16 protein-coding genes and 1 tRNA gene are annotated in these 17184 nt (G+C 39.9%); 6 read left to right on the top strand and 11 right to left on the bottom strand.

Translation table 11 applies throughout. The features are described 5' to 3' along the window. Nucleotide 1: 1 nt before the first annotated feature. Entirely contained in the window at nucleotides 2–1243 is a 1242-nt protein-coding gene (clpX, locus tag ACR2F3_RS10770; protein ID WP_432709981.1) for an ATP-dependent Clp protease ATP-binding subunit ClpX, read from the top strand. An 80-nt stretch (nucleotides 1244–1323) separates the two neighbouring features. Then, entirely contained in the window at nucleotides 1324–2193 is an 870-nt protein-coding gene (locus ACR2F3_RS10765) for an AMP nucleosidase (RefSeq protein ID WP_432709980.1), read from the top strand. Nucleotides 2194–2236: 43 nt separating this feature from the next. Here the strand turns inward: ACR2F3_RS10765 and ACR2F3_RS10760 are convergent, their stop codons facing one another. From ACR2F3_RS10760 to sppA, 5 genes are read right to left on the bottom strand one after another with little or no spacing between them, the layout of a single operon-like run. Beyond that, complete coding sequence (locus ACR2F3_RS10760) at nucleotides 2237–2746, bottom strand: SixA phosphatase family protein (RefSeq protein WP_432709979.1); 510 nt, start codon at nucleotides 2744–2746, stop codon at nucleotides 2237–2239. Then, entirely contained in the window at nucleotides 2712–3776 is a 1065-nt protein-coding gene (locus tag ACR2F3_RS10755) for a glycosyltransferase family 9 protein (RefSeq protein WP_432709978.1), read from the bottom strand. The genes ACR2F3_RS10760 and ACR2F3_RS10755 overlap by 35 nt, the downstream gene beginning before the upstream one ends. After that, nucleotides 3777–4379 carry a DUF4254 domain-containing protein gene (locus ACR2F3_RS10750; RefSeq protein WP_432709977.1) on the bottom strand — a complete coding sequence of 201 codons (603 nt, stop codon included), beginning with the start codon at nucleotides 4377–4379 and terminating at the stop codon, nucleotides 3777–3779. Between the two features lie 20 nt (nucleotides 4380–4399). Continuing rightward, nucleotides 4400–6076 carry a helix-hairpin-helix domain-containing protein gene (locus ACR2F3_RS10745; protein ID WP_432709976.1) on the bottom strand — a complete coding sequence of 559 codons (1677 nt, stop codon included), beginning with the start codon at nucleotides 6074–6076 and terminating at the stop codon, nucleotides 4400–4402. Then, nucleotides 6076–7842 carry a signal peptide peptidase SppA gene (gene sppA, locus ACR2F3_RS10740; protein WP_432709975.1) on the bottom strand — a complete coding sequence of 589 codons (1767 nt, stop codon included), beginning with the start codon at nucleotides 7840–7842 and terminating at the stop codon, nucleotides 6076–6078. Before sppA ends, ACR2F3_RS10745 begins: the two co-directional genes overlap by 1 nt. 104 nt (nucleotides 7843–7946) lie before the next feature. Here sppA and folK point away from each other — a divergent pair, with 104 nt between their 5' ends. Both folK and ACR2F3_RS10730 read left to right on the top strand, forming a co-directional pair. Continuing rightward, nucleotides 7947–8453 (top strand): 2-amino-4-hydroxy-6-hydroxymethyldihydropteridine diphosphokinase, encoded by a 507-nt coding sequence (folK, locus tag ACR2F3_RS10735; protein ID WP_432709974.1) that lies wholly within the window; start codon nucleotides 7947–7949, stop codon nucleotides 8451–8453. Between the two features lie 20 nt (nucleotides 8454–8473). Beyond that, complete coding sequence (locus ACR2F3_RS10730) at nucleotides 8474–8851, top strand: Hpt domain-containing protein (RefSeq protein ID WP_432709973.1); 378 nt, start codon at nucleotides 8474–8476, stop codon at nucleotides 8849–8851. Between the two features lie 29 nt (nucleotides 8852–8880). Here the strand turns inward: ACR2F3_RS10730 and pssA are convergent, their stop codons facing one another. Both pssA and rho read right to left on the bottom strand, forming a co-directional pair. Beyond that, the gene (gene pssA / locus ACR2F3_RS10725; RefSeq protein ID WP_432709972.1) at nucleotides 8881–9564 is read right to left on the bottom strand and encodes a CDP-diacylglycerol--serine O-phosphatidyltransferase; all 684 of its coding nucleotides are present in this window, start codon (nucleotides 9562–9564) and stop codon (nucleotides 8881–8883) included. A gap of 3 nt (nucleotides 9565–9567) precedes the next feature. Further along, a complete protein-coding gene (gene rho / locus ACR2F3_RS10720; protein WP_432709971.1) occupies nucleotides 9568–11238 on the bottom strand; it encodes a transcription termination factor Rho in 1671 nt (556 codons plus the stop codon). Nucleotides 11239–11502: 264 nt separating this feature from the next. On the opposite strand from rho, the gene pyrF reads away from it, so the two are divergent. Then, nucleotides 11503–12333, top strand: a complete 831-nt coding sequence (gene pyrF, locus ACR2F3_RS10715) for an orotidine-5'-phosphate decarboxylase (protein WP_432709970.1) — start codon at nucleotides 11503–11505, stop codon at nucleotides 12331–12333. Between the two features lie 96 nt (nucleotides 12334–12429). Here the strand turns inward: pyrF and ACR2F3_RS10710 are convergent, their stop codons facing one another. The 3 genes from ACR2F3_RS10710 to ACR2F3_RS10700 all read right to left on the bottom strand — a co-directional run bounded on the left by ACR2F3_RS10710 (nucleotide 12430) and on the right by ACR2F3_RS10700 (nucleotide 15439). Then, nucleotides 12430–13440, bottom strand: coding sequence for an amidohydrolase family protein (locus ACR2F3_RS10710; protein ID WP_432709969.1), 1011 nt, complete (start codon nucleotides 13438–13440; stop codon nucleotides 12430–12432). Between the two features lie 63 nt (nucleotides 13441–13503). Continuing rightward, complete coding sequence (locus ACR2F3_RS10705) at nucleotides 13504–14448, bottom strand: aldo/keto reductase (RefSeq protein WP_432709968.1); 945 nt, start codon at nucleotides 14446–14448, stop codon at nucleotides 13504–13506. Between the two features lie 91 nt (nucleotides 14449–14539). Beyond that, nucleotides 14540–15439: an MBL fold metallo-hydrolase gene (locus tag ACR2F3_RS10700; RefSeq protein ID WP_432709967.1), complete on the bottom strand. Its 900-nt coding sequence runs from the start codon at nucleotides 15437–15439 to the stop codon at nucleotides 14540–14542. 318 nt (nucleotides 15440–15757) lie between these two features. On the opposite strand from ACR2F3_RS10700, the gene ACR2F3_RS10695 reads away from it, so the two are divergent. Continuing rightward, complete coding sequence (locus ACR2F3_RS10695; protein WP_432709966.1) at nucleotides 15758–16471, top strand: DUF2490 domain-containing protein; 714 nt, start codon at nucleotides 15758–15760, stop codon at nucleotides 16469–16471. A 628-nt stretch (nucleotides 16472–17099) separates the two neighbouring features. Here ACR2F3_RS10695 and ACR2F3_RS10690 read toward each other — a convergent pair. Beyond that, a tRNA-Leu gene (locus tag ACR2F3_RS10690) sits at nucleotides 17100–17183 on the bottom strand. Between the last annotated feature and the right edge of the window lies 1 nt (nucleotide 17184).

Raw genomic sequence — 17184 nt, 5'->3', positions numbered from 1 at the left:
AATGGCTAAACAAAATAAAGAATCCCGTTGCTCATTTTGCGGATCCGGAAAGCAAGACACACTGATGCTTATTGAAGGATTAGATGCATTTATCTGTGATAAATGTGTAGTGCAAGCCAATCAGTTACTGGTGCAGGAATTGGGAAATAAGAAAACGAAAGGCCTAGATGCGTCGTTAACTTTATTAAAACCTTTGGAAATAAAGCAACATATTGACCAATATGTTATTGGGCAAGATGCTGCAAAAAAGGTGCTTTCTGTAGCAGTTTATAATCACTATAAAAGATTAAGTCAAAAAATTAACCAGGAGGATGAAGTAGAGATTGAAAAATCAAATATCATGCTGGTTGGTGAAACTGGTACAGGCAAAACTTTATTGGCAAAAACTATTGCGAAGATCCTTCATGTTCCATTTTGCATTTGCGATGCGACAGTTTTAACTGAAGCAGGCTATGTTGGAGAAGACGTAGAAAGTATTTTAACCCGTTTGTTGCAGGCAGCTGATTATGACGTTGCTTCTGCTGAACGTGGCATAGTTTATATTGATGAAGTGGATAAGGTTGCGCGTAAGAGCGATAACCCATCTATTACGAGAGATGTTTCTGGTGAAGGCGTACAACAGGCTTTGCTAAAGATCCTGGAGGGTACAATCGTTAATGTTCCACCACAGGGCGGACGTAAACACCCTGATCAAAAAATGATTCCTGTAAATACCAATAACATTTTATTTATCTGTGGAGGTGCATTTGATGGTATTGAACGTAAGATTGCCAATCGTTTACGCACACAGGCAGTGGGTTATAAGGTTAAGAAGGATGATATTGATTTAGACCTTAAAAATCTTTATAAATACATTACCCCACAGGATTTGAAATCATTTGGTTTGATTCCTGAGCTTATTGGTCGTGTACCGGTGTTAACTCACTTAAATCCTTTAGACAAAGAGGCTTTGCGTAACATATTAACAGAACCAAAGAATTCTTTGTTCCGTCAATATGTGAAGTTATTTGAATACGAAGGCGTTAAATTGAATTTTGACGACGACGTACTTGATTTTATTGTTGATAAGGCGATGGAATATAAATTGGGTGCCAGAGGACTTCGCTCTATTTGTGAAGCGATTATGTTGGACGCGATGTTCGATATCCCGTCAGAACCGGGAGTCAAGGAATTGAATATTACCCTCGACTATGCGGTAGAGAAATTTGAAAAGGCCGACTTTAAAAAGTTAAAAGCTGCTTAAAAATTTGATCCCCGTTTTTAACGGGGATTTTTTTTACCATTTAATTATGGCTTAGCATATGATAATCTAAAAAGAGAACCATGAACGAAGAAAAAGAAATTAAAAAGGAAGAATTGGGCGTAAAAGAAAAAAAAGTGAAGAAGGTTAAAGAGGTAGATTCACCTATTCAATCAGGTTTAAAAACGAAAGAGGATATTGTTAAAAATTGGTTACCCCGTTATACAGGCAGACCGCTGGAAGAGTTTAGTAAGTATATTTTATTGACAAATTTCAGTATATACGTTCAAATGTTTTCAGAATGGAATGACGGTGCACCAATAATGGGTTTGGATAAACCTATGCAAAGTGTTACTGCAAACGGAATCACTATTATTAACTTTGGTATGGGAAGCCCGCTTGCTGCTACCATGATGGATCTGCTATCGGCCATAACGCCAAAAGCCGTTTTATTTTTAGGCAAGTGCGGTGGTTTAAAGAGAAAAAATCAAATAGGCGATTTGATTTTACCGATTGCAGCGATCAGGGGCGAAGGAACTTCAAACGATTATTTACCTGCTGAAGTACCGGCATTGCCTGCCTTTGCGTTGCAAAAAGCAATTTCTACTACTATACGCGACCACGAAAGAGACTATTGGACCGGAACATGTTATACCACCAACCGCAGGGTTTGGGAACATGATAAGGAGTTTAAGAAGTATTTGAAAACACTACGTGCCATGGCTGTTGATATGGAAACTGCAACTATATTTACAGCGGGTTTTGCCAATAAGATTCCCACTGGTGCTCTGTTGCTTGTATCAGATCAACCGATGATTCCAGAAGGTGTTAAAACCTCAGAAAGTGATAGCAAAGTAACCACTAACTATGTTGAAACGCACTTGAGAATTGGGGTAGATTCTTTGAAACAATTAAGTAACCATGGGTTAACGGTAAAACACCTCAAGTTCTAATCCTCATATTATCGTACAGGCTTTATTGAATCATTGAATCGAGCTAAACCTGCGGTTCTTCTGCTTTTTTAGGAAAATCAAATAACAATACTGTTCCTGTATGATAACTAATTTCGGCCCAGTTTGCTGTATCGAAATGTAGCAATACAATGCCTGAGGTCGGAATATTATAAATCTTCGCATCTGACAGGTAATTGGCAAAATCTGTGAAACCCGGATTATGCCCGAAAAGCGCTGCAGAATGATAATCATTAGACAGGCTATTTACCACCTTTAAAAGATCTTTGGTATCGGCCTCGTAGATAGACGAATCAGTAATAATGCTCTCTGCCGGTCTGTTCCAGACCTGCGCGAAATGTTTAGCAGTAGTGAACGCTCTTACAGCCGGACTACTTACGAGAACACTTGTTGATACGGCTTTATTGAGGCATCTTTCTGCCATGCAATGTGCATTTTTATTTCCAGTATGGTTGAGGGGCCTATCAAAATCTTTAAGATTAATGTTGCCTCTATCTGATTTACCGTGTCTGACCAGCAGAAGTTGTTTCGCCATATAATTTTTGTATTACCTTATTTAGAACAATTAACTCCGACAAATTGTTCATACAGGCAAAATCGCCTCTAAAACACGGCTTATTGCCATATATGGAGCAGGGTCTGCACTCAAGTTCTAACTGGACGGTGTCCTGATCGTGCTGCCCATATCCCATAAAGCCTGCATAAGGGTGTGTAGCGCCCCAAATAGAAACCACGGGTATCCCTTTTAAAGACGCCAGGTGCATTCCGGATGAATCCATGCTTACCATGACATCAAGATGAGAAATTAGGTCTAATTCCTGGGAAAGGTTGAGTTTTTGGATCACGGAATGAACGTTTGGGTATTTCTGCTCCCATTGCTCAGCAATAGCGCTTTCCTGCGGGCCTCCTCCAAATACGAGGACTTTATGTCCCAACTCGGAAAGTTTCTGGACCACATATTCCATTTTGTCTAAGGGATATACCTTTTGTGCATGTTGGGCAAAAGGGCTGACGCCTATATATTTCTGTGTTTTTTGCTCGTCGATGAATGGCTGTAGTACCGGGGTTACATGAGCTATAGCGCGTGTTGGCAACTGATGCGAAAGTTGGAAAGGAAAGCCCAAGTTGCGGAATACGTCGGCATAGCGTTCTGACGTCCGTTTAAGGGGCTTCAATACTTTGTTCACCTGACGCGTTAATTTTTTCTTTTCACTGCGGCCTTTATCCAGTCGCCTAACCTTTACACCGCTTAAAAAGAATAGCAGACACAAGATTGCACTTCGGAGGTTGGTATGCAGGTCGGCTACAGCGGTGAATTGATGCCGTCTTAGTTCCCCAAAAAGTTTAAGCAGACCAAGGAAACCTTTGTGCTGCTTTTTGGGATCAAAAGGATGAAAGGACACCTGACGAAGATCAGAAAAAAAGGGAGAAAAGAGCGCCCGGCTAAGCATAACCACTTCGGCATCAGTGTATTTATCAGTAAACTCCCGAATAACAGGCGCCGCCATGGCCACATCGCCCATGGCAGAAAATCTGATGACCAGAATCTTAGCTGCGCCGGACATTTATTTTGTATTGTATAAAATGGGATTCAAAGCAGGGTCATTATACATTTTCATTTGCTTATACACTTTCATGTATTTATCGCCATTTTTAATGTCTGTTATTAGTTCATCAAGACTGCCTGAGAGGTCCTGACGTTGTTGCAATAAAATGTCTAATTTAAGTTTACATGCTGCCGTATGTTCAGAAGAAACATTAGTTCTTTCTGTTTCTTCCTTCATGTGAAAAACCTTCAAAGCAAGAATGGACAGCCGGTCAATTACCCATGCCGGGCTTTCCGAGTTTATTTTAGCGTTGGCCTTGGGGCTAACCGAAGCAAACTCTTCCAGAAAATAACTATCTATGTACTCTACAACATCAGTACGTTCCTGGTTAGATTTATCAATCCTTCTTTTCCATTGCAAACCTTCTACAGGGTCGATATCAGGATTACGTACCACATCTTCCATGTGCCATTGCGCCGTATCGATCCAGCACTTCAAATACAGGAGGTGTTCCAGGGTATTCACAGGATATGGATTATTGATGGGATGATCGATTTGGTTGTGTTGGTGATAGTCGTTAATCACATCATCAAATATCTTATTGCATAGGGTACTAATCATGCGATAAAGGTAGGTATAATCTATTTTTTATTGCGGAAATATTCAGTAATGTCTGTCAGATTAAATGCATTTAAGCACTGTTTTGCTGATAATCCACCTTTTCTTGCCACCAATGTGCCGTAATGCATGTCCTTGAATCCTTCCATGCGGTGGGCATCAGGATTAATGGAAAGTAACACCCCTTTTTCAAGCGCATAACGGTGCCAGCGCCAGTCGAGGTCAAGTCGAAGAGGATTGGCGTTAATTTCTATCACCACCTTATTGGCTGCACAAGCGTCAATTACTTTTTCAAAATTGATAGGGTAACCTTTCCGGCTGAGCAACAGGCGGCCAGTAGGGTGGCCTAATATGGTAGTATAAGGGTTTTCTATCGCTTTAATTAAGCGGGCAGTGGCTTTCTCCTCATCCATCCGTAAATTGCTATGTACCGAAGCAACAACAAAGTCAAATGTTTTCAAAATTTCGTCACTATAATCAAGTGAACCATCATTCAGGATATCGCTTTCAATCCCTTTAAATATTTTAAAAGGTGCCAGTTTAATATTTAGGGCTTCAATTTCCTTTTGCTGCGCATAAACACGCTGATCGTTTAGACCGTTGGCATAAACAGCAGAACGGGAGTGATCGCAGATGCCCAAGTATTCCAACTTTAACTCATCTTTACAGTACACAGCCATTTGTTCAAGCGTATGTACCCCATCACTCCAGGTAGAGTGGTTATGTAATGTCCCTTTCAGGTCCTCGTCAGTAATAAGTACAGGTAATTGTTTAGTTCTGGCCAGTTCTATTTCATTGGTGCCTTCCCTTAATTCAGGTTCGATATAGTCAAGTCCCGCTTTGGCATAGATTTCTGCCTCAGAAGCATAGGTTCCTGTACCCGCCAGGGCAAGTACCGCCGTAACATGTTCGGTATTTCCAGTCAGGCTAAACCATTGCGTGTAAAAATCTGCCTTCTTGGATAAGAATAGCCTGATTTTCAAACCCATGGAAGTTAGGGCATGGTAGGTGTAATCGTCTTCTTTAACAAATTCAAAGGGTTCAAACAGCCTTAGTTTTTCTGCAGTTTCGTCCGGCAGGTCGGTTCCAACCAGAATATCCAGTTCGGTGATAATTTCGCAACGCCTCCTAAAATCACCCGTTATTTCCACCAGTGGGGCATTTTCGAAGTTGTTGAGCCACAGCGCAAGGTCAGCATGCAGGGAGTAGGCTAAATGTTCGGCTTGTGCGTAAAGGAACTTCCCTTCAGCAGCCAATTTAAACTCAATTGCCTTTTTTATTTCCTCCTGGGTTTTCAAGCCAAAACCTTTAGCCTCAATCAGCCGGTTTTCATTGCAGGCATAATAAAGCTCGCCTAGGGTTTCAATGCCAAGGTCTTTCCATATGACCACAATCTTTTTCGGGCCTATACCTTTCATGCCTAACATCTCAATAACACCTTCGGGCGTTTTATCGATGAGGTTCTGCAGTTCAGTGAGGGTACCGAGCGATATTAGTTCCCACACTTTGGAGGACATGCTTTTACCCAGTCCGTCAATTTGCGCTATTTCTTCAAGGGTTTTCCCTTTAATGGGGTAAGGTAGTTTATCAATTTTCAGGGCCGCATTGGCCACAGTTCTTATTTTAAAAGTATTTTCTTTATGCAGTTCCATCACCTGAGAAAGCAGGCGTAGGGTACGGGCTATGGTTTTATTTTCCATTAATTGATATTAATGTTAAATGGCATACGTGCCTGAATGCCGCTATTTAAAACAGCTTTTTTCATTTGTTCATACATCAGGAAATGCTCACCAAACTCTTTTTGCGCATAATAGGTTCTAATTTTATCGGTAGAGCTGTCCATCAACGATTTAAAAGGATCAGTTTTTTCCGGATATTCCACCACGCGGTATGTTTTAAGTTTAGCTTTTTTGCCTGCGGCAGCAATGGCGTCCTGGAAGCTACCTAGTCGGTCAGCAAGCCCAAGTCTCACGGCATCAGTACCCACCCAAACACGTCCGCCACCAATAGAATCTACATATTTTGTAGTCATCTTACGGCCATCGGCAACCCGGGTAACAAAAACATCGTAAATGTGATTAACTTCGTTCTGAATAATAAACCTTTCTCCGGCGGTGAGCGGGCGGTCTACACTCATGATATCGGCATATTTCCCGGTTTTTACCCCATCAAAGGTGATACCCAGTTTCGTGTTTAACAGCTTTTGAAAATTAGGTATAATACCGAACACACCAATTGAGCCCGTAATGGTATTGGGCTGTACAAAGATCGAATCTGCAGAGCAGGCGATGTAGTAGCCACCAGAAGCGGCAACATCACCAAATGATGCCATTACCGGTTTCACCTTTTTACTCAATTCCATTTCTCTCCAGATTACATCGGAAGCCAAAGCACTACCGCCACCAGAATTTACTCTAAGTACAATAGCTTTAACATTTGAGTCCTGTCTGGCTTTACGAATGGCACGGGAGATACGTTCTGACCCAATGGTTTCATCATTGCCTTCACCGTCAGTGATTTCGCCAATGGCATAGATTACTGCAATTTTAGAGCGGTCGGACGTTTTCTCACTTATTACATTTTCTGCATATTCATTAATAGTAACGGCTACAATTTTATCGTTTTTACCAATACCACTTAATTTCTTCAATTCATCAATCACCTGGTCTTTATAGCGCAATGCATCAACCATTTTGAAAGTTATTGCATCTTTTGGTAGTTGAATTTTATAATCATTGGCAATAACAAAAAGACTGTCGATTGGAATCTTGCGGGTTTCAGAAATCCCTTGCAGAAAAGTTTTATATAAACCATTTACATAAGCAGAAACCTGTAGGCGGTTATACTCGCTCATTTTGTCGTTAATAAAAGGCTCTACTGCACTTTTATAGTCACCTACACGAATAATTTGTGCTTCAATACCCATTTTTTCAAGGGCACCTTTAAAAAACATCAGTTCAGAATTGAAACCTTTAAATTCTAAAGCACCTTGAGGGTATAGGTAGACTTTATTCGCTGCAGATGCCACGTAATAAGCATCTTGTGTGTAAACCTCACTATAAGCAATTACTTGTTTTTTGCTTTTTTTAAAATCAATTATGGCGTCTCTGATTTCTTTAAGGGATGCCTTACCTACACTCGGGGAACTTACATTCAGGTATATTACTTTGATGTTGGGATCAGTTTTAGCTTTTTCAATTGCCCTGATCATATCTCTTAAACCAATGCTTTTTTCAGACGAACCAATAATTGGTAAGTTTTCAAAACGGGTGTTTGGTGTACGTTCTCTAATGTTTTGATCCAGGTTAAGGTAAAGTACACTGTTAGGCTTTACATCAACCGTTTTATCGTCGCTTATGGAGGAGAGCACGGCGCCAATGATGAACATAAAAAAGATGAAGACCAGGAATATTGAAAGCATAAATCCCACTACTGTGGCAGAAACATATTTGAAGAATTCTCTCATGAGTTGTTTAGGTATTAGATTTTGTAAATATAGGAAACAGTTTGGGCTTAGGTTGCAAAAAGTGATAAGCTCACAAATGTTTCCTAACTTTAAAGCCGCCGTTAATGGCGATTAATATGGGTTTAGATACTAAATTAGTTTATTTGTTACTCGGAAGCAACCTCGGGGACCGGAATGCGTTGATTGAAGAAGCAATTGTAGCAATAGCACATCAGATTGGCCCAGTGAAAGCCAGATCGTCGATATATGAAACTGCGGCATGGGGGAAAGAAGACCAGCCAGGATTCCTAAACATTGCAATAGCGGTAGAAACCCGGCTAGCTGCACAGGAAGTTTTAAAGCAGGCTTTGGCAATTGAAGAAGAATTGGGAAGAGTGAGGAAAGAGAAGTGGGGTGCGAGGCTAATTGATATAGACATTATTTTCTATAGTAAAGATGTGATTTCCATTGCCGGAGAGCTGGAAGTGCCACATCCAGAGATGCACAAAAGGAAGTTTGTATTGGTTCCTATGGCAGAAATTGCTGGAGATTTTATACATCCTGTGTTCCATAGTAAAATATCGGAACTATTAATAGATTTGCCAGATGATTTAAAGGTGTTTAAATTATAAAATTATTTTAGTTTTGTTTTATGCTAGACCTCGAAAAGAATAACCTCCCACTGGATCTCTCTTACTTAAGTGAAATGTCGGGCGATAGTCCGGAATTTATGATAGAGATGATCGATATGTTTAAACAGCAAACACCCATCTATCTAGACGATCTAAAAAAAGCGATCGATGTACAGGATTGGAGCAGGACGGCGAGTTGTGCCCATAAAATGAAACCTACTTTTTCCTATGTTGGTCGCGATGACGCCAAAGAACACATGCAATGGATTGAACATCACGCTCGTGACCTACAGGATTTAGATAAAATTCCGGGAAAATTCGCTGAGGTTAATGAGTTTGTAAATGTGCTTTATCAACAGCTTGATGATGCCAGAGCGGAATTAAGCAAACGACTTTAAACCGAAGGGCTTAAAGTCGTTATAAATATTTACGATTCTATCTCGTTTCTAAAGTGCAGAAACGACGAAGTAATGTATAAGACCAGTACAATAGGTATTGCTGCAAACTTTAAAAGTGCTATTAATACCGCTGATATGATCAGGAAGATGTATTTTACTTTATTGTCCTGCCAATTGGAAGTACCAAACTTCAAGGAAAAAATCTTTATTTCCGAAACCAGTAACCAGCACGTCAGGATGGTGATTCCAATAAGGAAAATAGTCGAGTTAATGATTTCCGGGTAGTCCCGCTGAATAAATGGGAGGGAAACAATAAACAAGGTGTTCATCGGGGTATTTAAACCAATAAAATCTTCAGTCTGCCGGGTATCAAGGTTAAACTTGGCCAAACGCAAAGCAGAGAATATGGTAATTAAAAAAGCAGTGTAGGGTAGGTAAGGCGAAGTAAAATTACTTTGCGATATTAACTGAAACATTACCACACCTGGTAGAAAACCAAAACTCACTACATCGGCAAGAGAGTCTAGCTCCTTGCCAATTTCAGATTTCACTTTTAACAGCCTGGCAGAAAATCCATCGAGGAAATCGAAGATTCCTGATACTAAAACTGCGTAGGCCGTTATTGTTAAATCTCCCTTAAAGGCAAATACAATGCCGATGCAACCTGAAAGAAGGTTTGCGCATGTTAGTGCATTAGGGATATGTCTCTTCATGTATTAGCTGTTCATCGATATTAAGAATTCTTCATTTGATTTTGTGTTTTTGATTTGTGCCTGCACAAATTCCATTGCTTCCTGGGCGTTCATATCCGCCAGGTGATTACGCAAGATCCAAACACGTTGAAGGGTATCTCTATCATGTAACAAGTCGTCGCGGCGTGTACTTGAAGCTGTAATGTCAATAGCTGGGAAGATACGTTTGTTAGACAACTTACGATCCAACTGAAGCTCCATGTTACCAGTACCTTTAAATTCTTCAAAGATTACCTCGTCCATTTTCGAACCAGTATCTGTTAGTGCTGTAGCCAGGATGGTTAATGATCCACCTCTTTCGATATTACGGGCTGCACCAAAGAAACGTTTAGGTTTATGTAAAGCATTAGCATCAACACCACCAGAAAGAATTTTTCCTGAAGCAGGAGCAGTAGTGTTATAGGCTCTGGCCAAACGGGTGATGGAATCTAACAAGATAACTACATCGTGACCACATTCTACCAAACGCTTAGCTTTTTCTAAAACGATATTGGCAATTTTAACGTGGCGTTCTGCAGGCTCGTCAAAAGTAGATGCAATTACTTCTGCACGTACACTTCTGGCCATATCGGTAACCTCTTCAGGCCTTTCGTCAATCAGCAAGATAATCAGGTAAACTTCAGGGTGGTTGTTAGCAATGGCATTAGCTACTTCTTTCAACAAGTTCGTTTTACCAGTTTTTGGTTGAGCAACAATTAAACCACGCTGTCCTTTACCAATTGGGGTAAACAAATCGATAATACGGGTAGAATAATTGTTAGAATCGTTAGAAAGGTTAAATCTTTCTGTAGGAAACAAAGGCGTTAAATAATCGAAAGGCACCCTGTCGCGAACATCAGCAGGTAAACGTCCGTTGATGGTTTCTACCCTTACCAAAGGGAAATATTTTTCACCTTCTTTAGGGGGGCGAATACTGCCTTTAACAGTATCTCCGGTTTTTAAACCGAATAGTTTAATCTGCGATTGCGAAACATAGATATCATCCGGAGAGGACAAATAGTTGTAATCTGCAGACCTTAAGAAACCATAGCCATCAGGCATAATTTCTAAAACACCTTCATTAGTGATGGTATTATCGAAATCCAGGTTAGAATAACTGGTTTCGTTTGATTTATTATTGTTTTGAGTTGGATTCTTTTGTCTGTTGTCTTCACGTTGTGGTTTAACTTTCCGTTGTTCCACAGGCACAGTAACACCATTTGCCATGGGTGTAGCAATAACAGTAGCTTCCACTTTTTCTGGTTTTTCCTCAGCAACTGCAGCTACCACCGCAGTTTTATCTTCGGCTAAAACTTCAGGAAGATTTTCGAAAGGTTTCTTTGTTAAAGGCTCTTCAAATAAAGTGGGTCTGTTTGATGGACCCGCGTCAGCATCATCCTTATTGGTAATACGAGCACGTTTTCTTAATGGTTTGTCGCCCGTAGACATGGATTTGGCCATTTTAGGTTTTGCGACTTTCTCTTGCACAGGATCTTTTTCGGTTAACGCTGGCGTAAGTTCTTCCTCTTTAATTTGAGAGATTACTTCTATTAATTCAGCCTTACGTAACTCATCAGCATTTACAATGCCATGAGCTTTAGCCAGCTCACGCAGTTCTGCTGTGAGTTTTTCATTTAATTCTGTTTTATTAAACATTATATATGGTAGAAAATTTTTGGTAATAAATATTTATGGAATGAACAATGCAAAAAATACACGCTTGATTGGCCTTTTGAAGCAAAATGTGGAGATTTTCTGGAATGATCAGATTATTTTAGAGAATTATCTTGCAATTGTATGTATTTGTAAATTAATCTCCAAGAAAAAAATAAAATTGTTGAAATTAATTTTTCGGTGATTGTTCAAATATACGCATTATTTGCCTCATAATTTGTCATATTTGCAGCAAAAATTGCACAGATGAACAAAGCTCAATTATTTGAACAGATACAGAAAAAGCGCTCTTTTTTATGCGTAGGATTAGATACAGTACTGGAAAAGGTACCGCAACACCTCCTGAAATATAAAGATCCTGTACTGGAATTTAATAAACAAATTATTGACGCCACCCAGGATCTCTGTGTAGCCTACAAACCTAATACCGCATTCTACGAGGCTCGTGGCGTACAGGGTTGGCAGAGTTTAATTGATACCTGGAAATATATACCAAAGTCCATTTTCAGCATTGCTGATGCAAAAAGGGGCGATATTGGCAACACTTCTGCGATGTATGCTGATGCCTTTTTTAATGAAGAGAAATCGGGGATGAGTTTTGATTCCATTACCGTTGCACCTTACATGGGAGAGGACTCGGTAAGCCCATTTTTAAACTATGCCGATAAATGGGTGATATTGCTTGCCTTAACCTCAAATCCAGGCCATCGCGATTTCCAGACACAGGCTATTACAGAAGGTAAACTTTATGAAGAAGTGATCAGGGTATCCTCAACCTGGGCTAACAGTGAACAGTTAATGTATGTAGTAGGTGCAACCCGGGGTGCAGAGTTTGAAAACATACGCAGGCTAGCACCAAACAACTTTTTATTAGTACCTGGTGTAGGTGCACAGGGGGGAAGTTTAGGTGATGTTTGTGAATTTGGCTTAAATGATCAATGCGGGTTACTGGTAAATTCATCCCGCGGTATTATTTACGCAAGTAATGGCGAAGATTTTGCAGAAAGAGCCAGAGAAGAAGCATTAAAGCTACAACGAGAAATGGAACAGATTCTTTCAAGTAACGGATTGTTATAATTTACTGTTCCAGTGTTCGGATTTGATACATTGGAAGACTTATTTAGATAACAATATGGGCTGCCTGTAAATTCCTTGCTTTGGTTATTACTATTATTACAATCGTAATAATTTTTCAGCATTTTTATAGCCTATCCTTTCTTTGTCATCTGTTGAAATAGTAGCATTTTCAAGGAATTGTCTGGTGTTATAGTCTATTAAATATGGATAATCACCAGAATGAATGATTTGAGTTGCCCCCAACTCCGAGATGGCAAACTGCAACTGTGATTCAGAAAAAAGTCCGCTCGGAGTTACATAAACATTACTTTTATAATAATCAGAAATTTTACGGTTTAGTTTTAATGTTATTCCTAACTGTTCATCTAATCTGTTTAGGAAAAAAGGCACCAATTCCCCCCAATGCCCTGAAATTAATTTCAGGTTAGGAAGTTTATCGAAAATGCCGGAAGCGATTAATCTAATCACAGATATGCCTGAATCAATATGCCATCCGTAACCAGCAGCTGCAAACATTGCCGATGCCACAGGACTCCAGTTATTACTGTGATAATAATACTGAGCAATTTCTTTTTGAATAATTGCAGGGTGGAGATACAATGGCACATTTAAAAATTGTGCTTTATTAAAAATAGGCAAAAACTCTTCTTCGTCAAAAAAGCTACCGTTGAAAGTGCCAGTAAGTATAGCGCCCTTTAAACCTAATTCGTTTATTGCCCGGTGTAATTCTTCAGCAGCAGCTTCTGGATCTGCAACTGGCAAAACGGCAAAACCTGCAAACCTCGTTGGATGAAGTTTTATTAAACCAGCCAATTCATTATTAGCTTCTTGGCATAATTCAATGGCTAATTTTTTGTCAGTAATATTCTGAGGGCTTCCAGCAGCGTGAGATAATATTTGCATGTCAATACCGCTTTCGTCCATGAAAGTTATTCTACGTTCTCCTACATCTTCAATATCGTCCATTGTAGGTAATACTAAAGCCATCAGGTCCTTTTGAGCTGCATTAGCTGGCGGCATTCCACCATTTTGCTTAATGTTAAACGCCGTCACCCTTTGCGAAATATTCTTGAGCATGAAATGTTCTTCGATGGTTATTATTTTCATCGTTGCAGGTTTAGTATTTTGTTGTGGGTATTACCAATTACTGATGAAAATTTGTTACCTGTTTCAGGTCATTGGGGCCTCCCAAGCAGCCCGGGTATTAATCCCTGTTTCTATGGCAAGCACTTCAATCTGTTCTATTTCATTATTTGTAAGCGTAATACGGGCTGCATTTGCAGCATCGTGGACCTGAGAGACTTTGGTAACCCCAATAAGAGGCATCGTGTTTTTCGCTATGGCCCAAGCCACGGCCACCTGCGCAACGGAAGCATTTTTACTTTCACCTATGTCTTTCATTTTCGATATTAATTTTTCCAAATGAGGGAGGGTTTTATTATAACTTTTGGCTCTTCCACTACCTTCAGGAAGTGGGTTTTGCGTGTTGTATTTCCCAGATAATGCTCCTTGCTCCAAAACCATATAAGAGAAGAATGTGATGTTGTTATCCTGGCAATAGTCAATAATTCCTGCATCTTCCGAGGCGCGATACAACAGACTAAAGTGATTTTGAACGGCAGAAATGCCAAATCCATCTTTCTCCAGAATCTGGTTTGCCTCTTTAATCTGATCCAGGTTATGATTAGATACACCTACACTTTTTACCTTTCCGCTTTTTAATAAAGGGATCAGACCCGGTACCCATTTTGGGGCATCAGTAGGGTTGTGTATCCAATAAATATCTATATAATCAGTACCAAGACGTTCACAGCTTTCATTAAACATATCCTCCACGGGAAAATCTGTAGCTTTTGCCATGTTTGGGGTAAATTTAGTGGAGAGGATAATGTCCTCTCGGCGTGATTGTCTCACAAATTTGCCTAATATCTCTTCAGAAGCACCCATTCCGTATACTGCGGCAGTATCCCAAAGGTTGAGGCCCGCTTCCATTGCAGCATGGAATACGGGTTTTAAGTCATCTGCGGTAAGTGAGTTGCCAAAAATCTGGTCTCCTCCGATGGCTCCTTTACCCCAGGACCATGTACCTAATGCTATTTTTGGTAGATTTTTCATTTTTGCCAATTTTAATATTCTTTATAGCTTAACTATATCATTTGTGCGTAACGGGCGCTAGCTATTTATATTCGTTAGTTTGCTGGATCTTTTATTTTTTTAGTTTCGACAAAACATAAGGCTCACCAGGTGCTAATACAACCAAACGGTCCGAGTTTTTGACCAAACTTTTTAATTTCTCAGGATCAGCATTAAATGGCGTGAAATCTGGAGCATCTACAGTTCCCCAATGCGACAATATCAGCAGTGTATTTGGATAGGTTTCTGCAATTTTCAATGCTCCTTCAAGTGTGAAGTGCCATTCATTATCAGAAAAATCAAATAGAATGGCGTCAGGAGTTGGGAGGCTTAAATGCTCCGGCATGAGCCTTGAATCTCCCTGTGCCCATATGGTTCCATCAGGAGTCTCGATCAAAAAGCCGGCACAATCTTCTTTCGCGAAATTTCTAGTTCTATTGGGATCCTGGTTCTGCCAGTCATGATCAGCAGGTGTTAATTTTATCTTTACCTTTCCAACATCGAAGCTTTCACCAATTCCATGTCCTTTAGACTTAAATCCTTCATTCTTCATCAATGAGTCTACATAAATGGTAGAATGGTATAATTTCGTAACAGGGTACAGGTCTTTTAGCGTCGGGATACTGTAATGATCGTTGTCGCTATGTGTTACCAGTACAGCATCCAGATGAGGAACTTCTTTTGGATTTACAGGAGCTTCGAACAGTACAGGCATATCGAACCCTTTTAATAAGGGGTCAACCGCAATTGTGGTTCCCCTGCTATTGATTAAAAAGCCACCATTGCCTAACCATCTAATTACTGTTTTATCAGACTTTTGAAAGGCTTCGGCTCCAAACTTTTGTGGTGGGGGTGGTGTAGCCTGGTACTTTTTATTCTTTACGCTATCGGTTTTTACCTGTGCATTTGTTGATAGTGCAATGGCCAGCAAAAAGCCTATCATGATCTGTGTTTTCTTTGTGTTTTTAAGCATGAAACTGCTGTTTTTTTTAATGGTGGTTGTTGCCTGTCAGAGTGAAGATGGAGGTATAGACTTTAACGACTTTTTTGATTTGAAAGTATCTCATTGCCAGTATTATTGGTAAGCAATTTACCTTTTGAAAAAGTACAGATATATGGTGCCAGCTAACCGAAGAAAGCATGGGTTTGATTGGTGTCACATATTCCTTTCTCAGTGTTTAACGGAACTTGTATCTCAACAACAAAAGGCAAGAATGGAGCGTATGCCAATCCACATTTCCTTGTCCGCAATTTCGGATTTTCTTTATATTTTTATCTCAAAAAGGATAAATTGCGGGAAATTATATCCGATATGCGTAAATATTTGCTGATTATCGTGGCCATTTTTGCCATGAATTTCAAGACCACCGCTCAGACTGTTAACCAAAATGCAGGCTGGCTATTTCTAATGAACTCCACTAAATTTAATGATAAATGGGGTATGCACTTTGACTTCCAGATTCGTACCCAAAACGATTGGGACGGCGTTAGAAATGTGCTGATCAGACCGGGTATTACTTATTATATCAATAAAAGCAGCGATGTCACGCTCGGCTACTTGTATACACCTACTTTTTTGAAGGTAGATGGCGCTGACGACAACACCCTTACCGAGCACCGAATTTGGGAGCAGTATATTTACAAGCACAAATTAAGTTCAATTAATGTAAGCCACAGGTTCCGTCTGGAACAAAGGTTTGTTGAGGAGCAGTTTTCACAACGTGCACGTTATTTTGTTAGGTTTTTGTTGCCACTTCAAAAGGTTGACGGATCATTCGATGAAGGATTCTTTGCGGCGCTTCAGAACGAAGTTTTTCTTAACGTTCAGAACAAAGATCAGGTTAATGGAAGTTTGTTCGACCAGAACCGTGCATATGGTGCAGCTGGATACCGGTTTAGCCCAAAGGTTGATGTGGAAGTAGGTTATATGAACCAGGCTGTTAACGGAAGGATTAATAATACCAATAACAGTATAGTTCAGCTGGCATTATATACGAGGTTTTAGCGTAGCCGATAATTCCATTGTTTTTTTTCTTTTTCCGCTATTATATTTAATAGGAATGCAGCTTGTTGAACGTCTTTGATGTTTTTGTTTTGGCTTGTTTTCTCAACTAAGTGAGACACGGAGGACCAATGTTCTGCAATCTCTAAAAAAGCTTTATGACCCACCTGTTAGAGGTTTACAGCATCCATCAAACCAGGATCTCTAAAAAATAAACGGGATGCCCTTATCAGGCACCCCATCTAATTAACGCGCTCAAAAGCTATGTTACAGATAATAAAATTAAAAACCAAATTATTTGTTTAGCGGATTTCCTTTTTGTTCCGTATCAGGTGTCCCTTTCTCAGTATTTTTCAACATATGTATACTAGCAATGATTAACAAAATAACGCAGATTGCGAGTACTACTTTTAACCATGTCTTCTTCATCATACCTTTTATGTCAAATGATATACCATGATAAATCGAAAACGATGACCTTTAAGAGTAGGCCAAGGGCTATTTAACAAAGAACTTTATGACGTCTGCCAGGCTTAAGAAGGGAATTTGTGAGAAGTGTATGTTGAAACGTATGTAGCAAAAAAAATCCTTCTATAAATCGTTGATTTACAAAAGGACAATTATTTAACCGTACCCGGAAGCAGATTCGAACTGCCACACTCTTACAAGCGCCACCCCCTCAAGGTGGTGCGTCTACCAATTCCGCCACCCGGGTA

It is taken from the genome of Pedobacter sp. (assembly GCF_045627485.1).
In the GTDB taxonomy this organism is placed as follows: domain Bacteria; phylum Bacteroidota; class Bacteroidia; order Sphingobacteriales; family Sphingobacteriaceae; genus Pedobacter.
This window is presented reverse-complemented; position numbering and strand designations above follow the sequence as displayed.

Bases quoted from the DNA above. Each gene is read 5' to 3' on its own strand.
- clpX (WP_432709981.1), top strand. From the start codon at position 2: ATGGCTAAACAAAATAAAGAATCCCGTTGCTCATTTTGCGGATCCGGA.
- ACR2F3_RS10765 (WP_432709980.1), top strand. From the start codon at position 1,324: ATGAACGAAGAAAAAGAAATTAAAAAGGAAGAATTGGGCGTAAAAGAA.
- ACR2F3_RS10760 (WP_432709979.1), bottom strand. From the start codon at position 2,746: ATGGCGAAACAACTTCTGCTGGTCAGACACGGTAAATCAGATAGAGGC.
- ACR2F3_RS10755 (WP_432709978.1), bottom strand. From the start codon at position 3,776: ATGTCCGGCGCAGCTAAGATTCTGGTCATCAGATTTTCTGCCATGGGC.
- ACR2F3_RS10750 (WP_432709977.1), bottom strand. From the start codon at position 4,379: ATGATTAGTACCCTATGCAATAAGATATTTGATGATGTGATTAACGAC.
- ACR2F3_RS10745 (WP_432709976.1), bottom strand. From the start codon at position 6,076: ATGGAAAATAAAACCATAGCCCGTACCCTACGCCTGCTTTCTCAGGTG.
- sppA (WP_432709975.1), bottom strand. From the start codon at position 7,842: ATGAGAGAATTCTTCAAATATGTTTCTGCCACAGTAGTGGGATTTATG.
- folK (WP_432709974.1), top strand. From the start codon at position 7,947: ATGGCGATTAATATGGGTTTAGATACTAAATTAGTTTATTTGTTACTC.
- ACR2F3_RS10730 (WP_432709973.1), top strand. From the start codon at position 8,474: ATGCTAGACCTCGAAAAGAATAACCTCCCACTGGATCTCTCTTACTTA.
- pssA (WP_432709972.1), bottom strand. From the start codon at position 9,564: ATGAAGAGACATATCCCTAATGCACTAACATGCGCAAACCTTCTTTCA.
- rho (WP_432709971.1), bottom strand. From the start codon at position 11,238: ATGTTTAATAAAACAGAATTAAATGAAAAACTCACAGCAGAACTGCGT.
- pyrF (WP_432709970.1), top strand. From the start codon at position 11,503: ATGAACAAAGCTCAATTATTTGAACAGATACAGAAAAAGCGCTCTTTT.
- ACR2F3_RS10710 (WP_432709969.1), bottom strand. From the start codon at position 13,440: ATGAAAATAATAACCATCGAAGAACATTTCATGCTCAAGAATATTTCG.
- ACR2F3_RS10705 (WP_432709968.1), bottom strand. From the start codon at position 14,448: ATGAAAAATCTACCAAAAATAGCATTAGGTACATGGTCCTGGGGTAAA.
- ACR2F3_RS10700 (WP_432709967.1), bottom strand. From the start codon at position 15,439: ATGCTTAAAAACACAAAGAAAACACAGATCATGATAGGCTTTTTGCTG.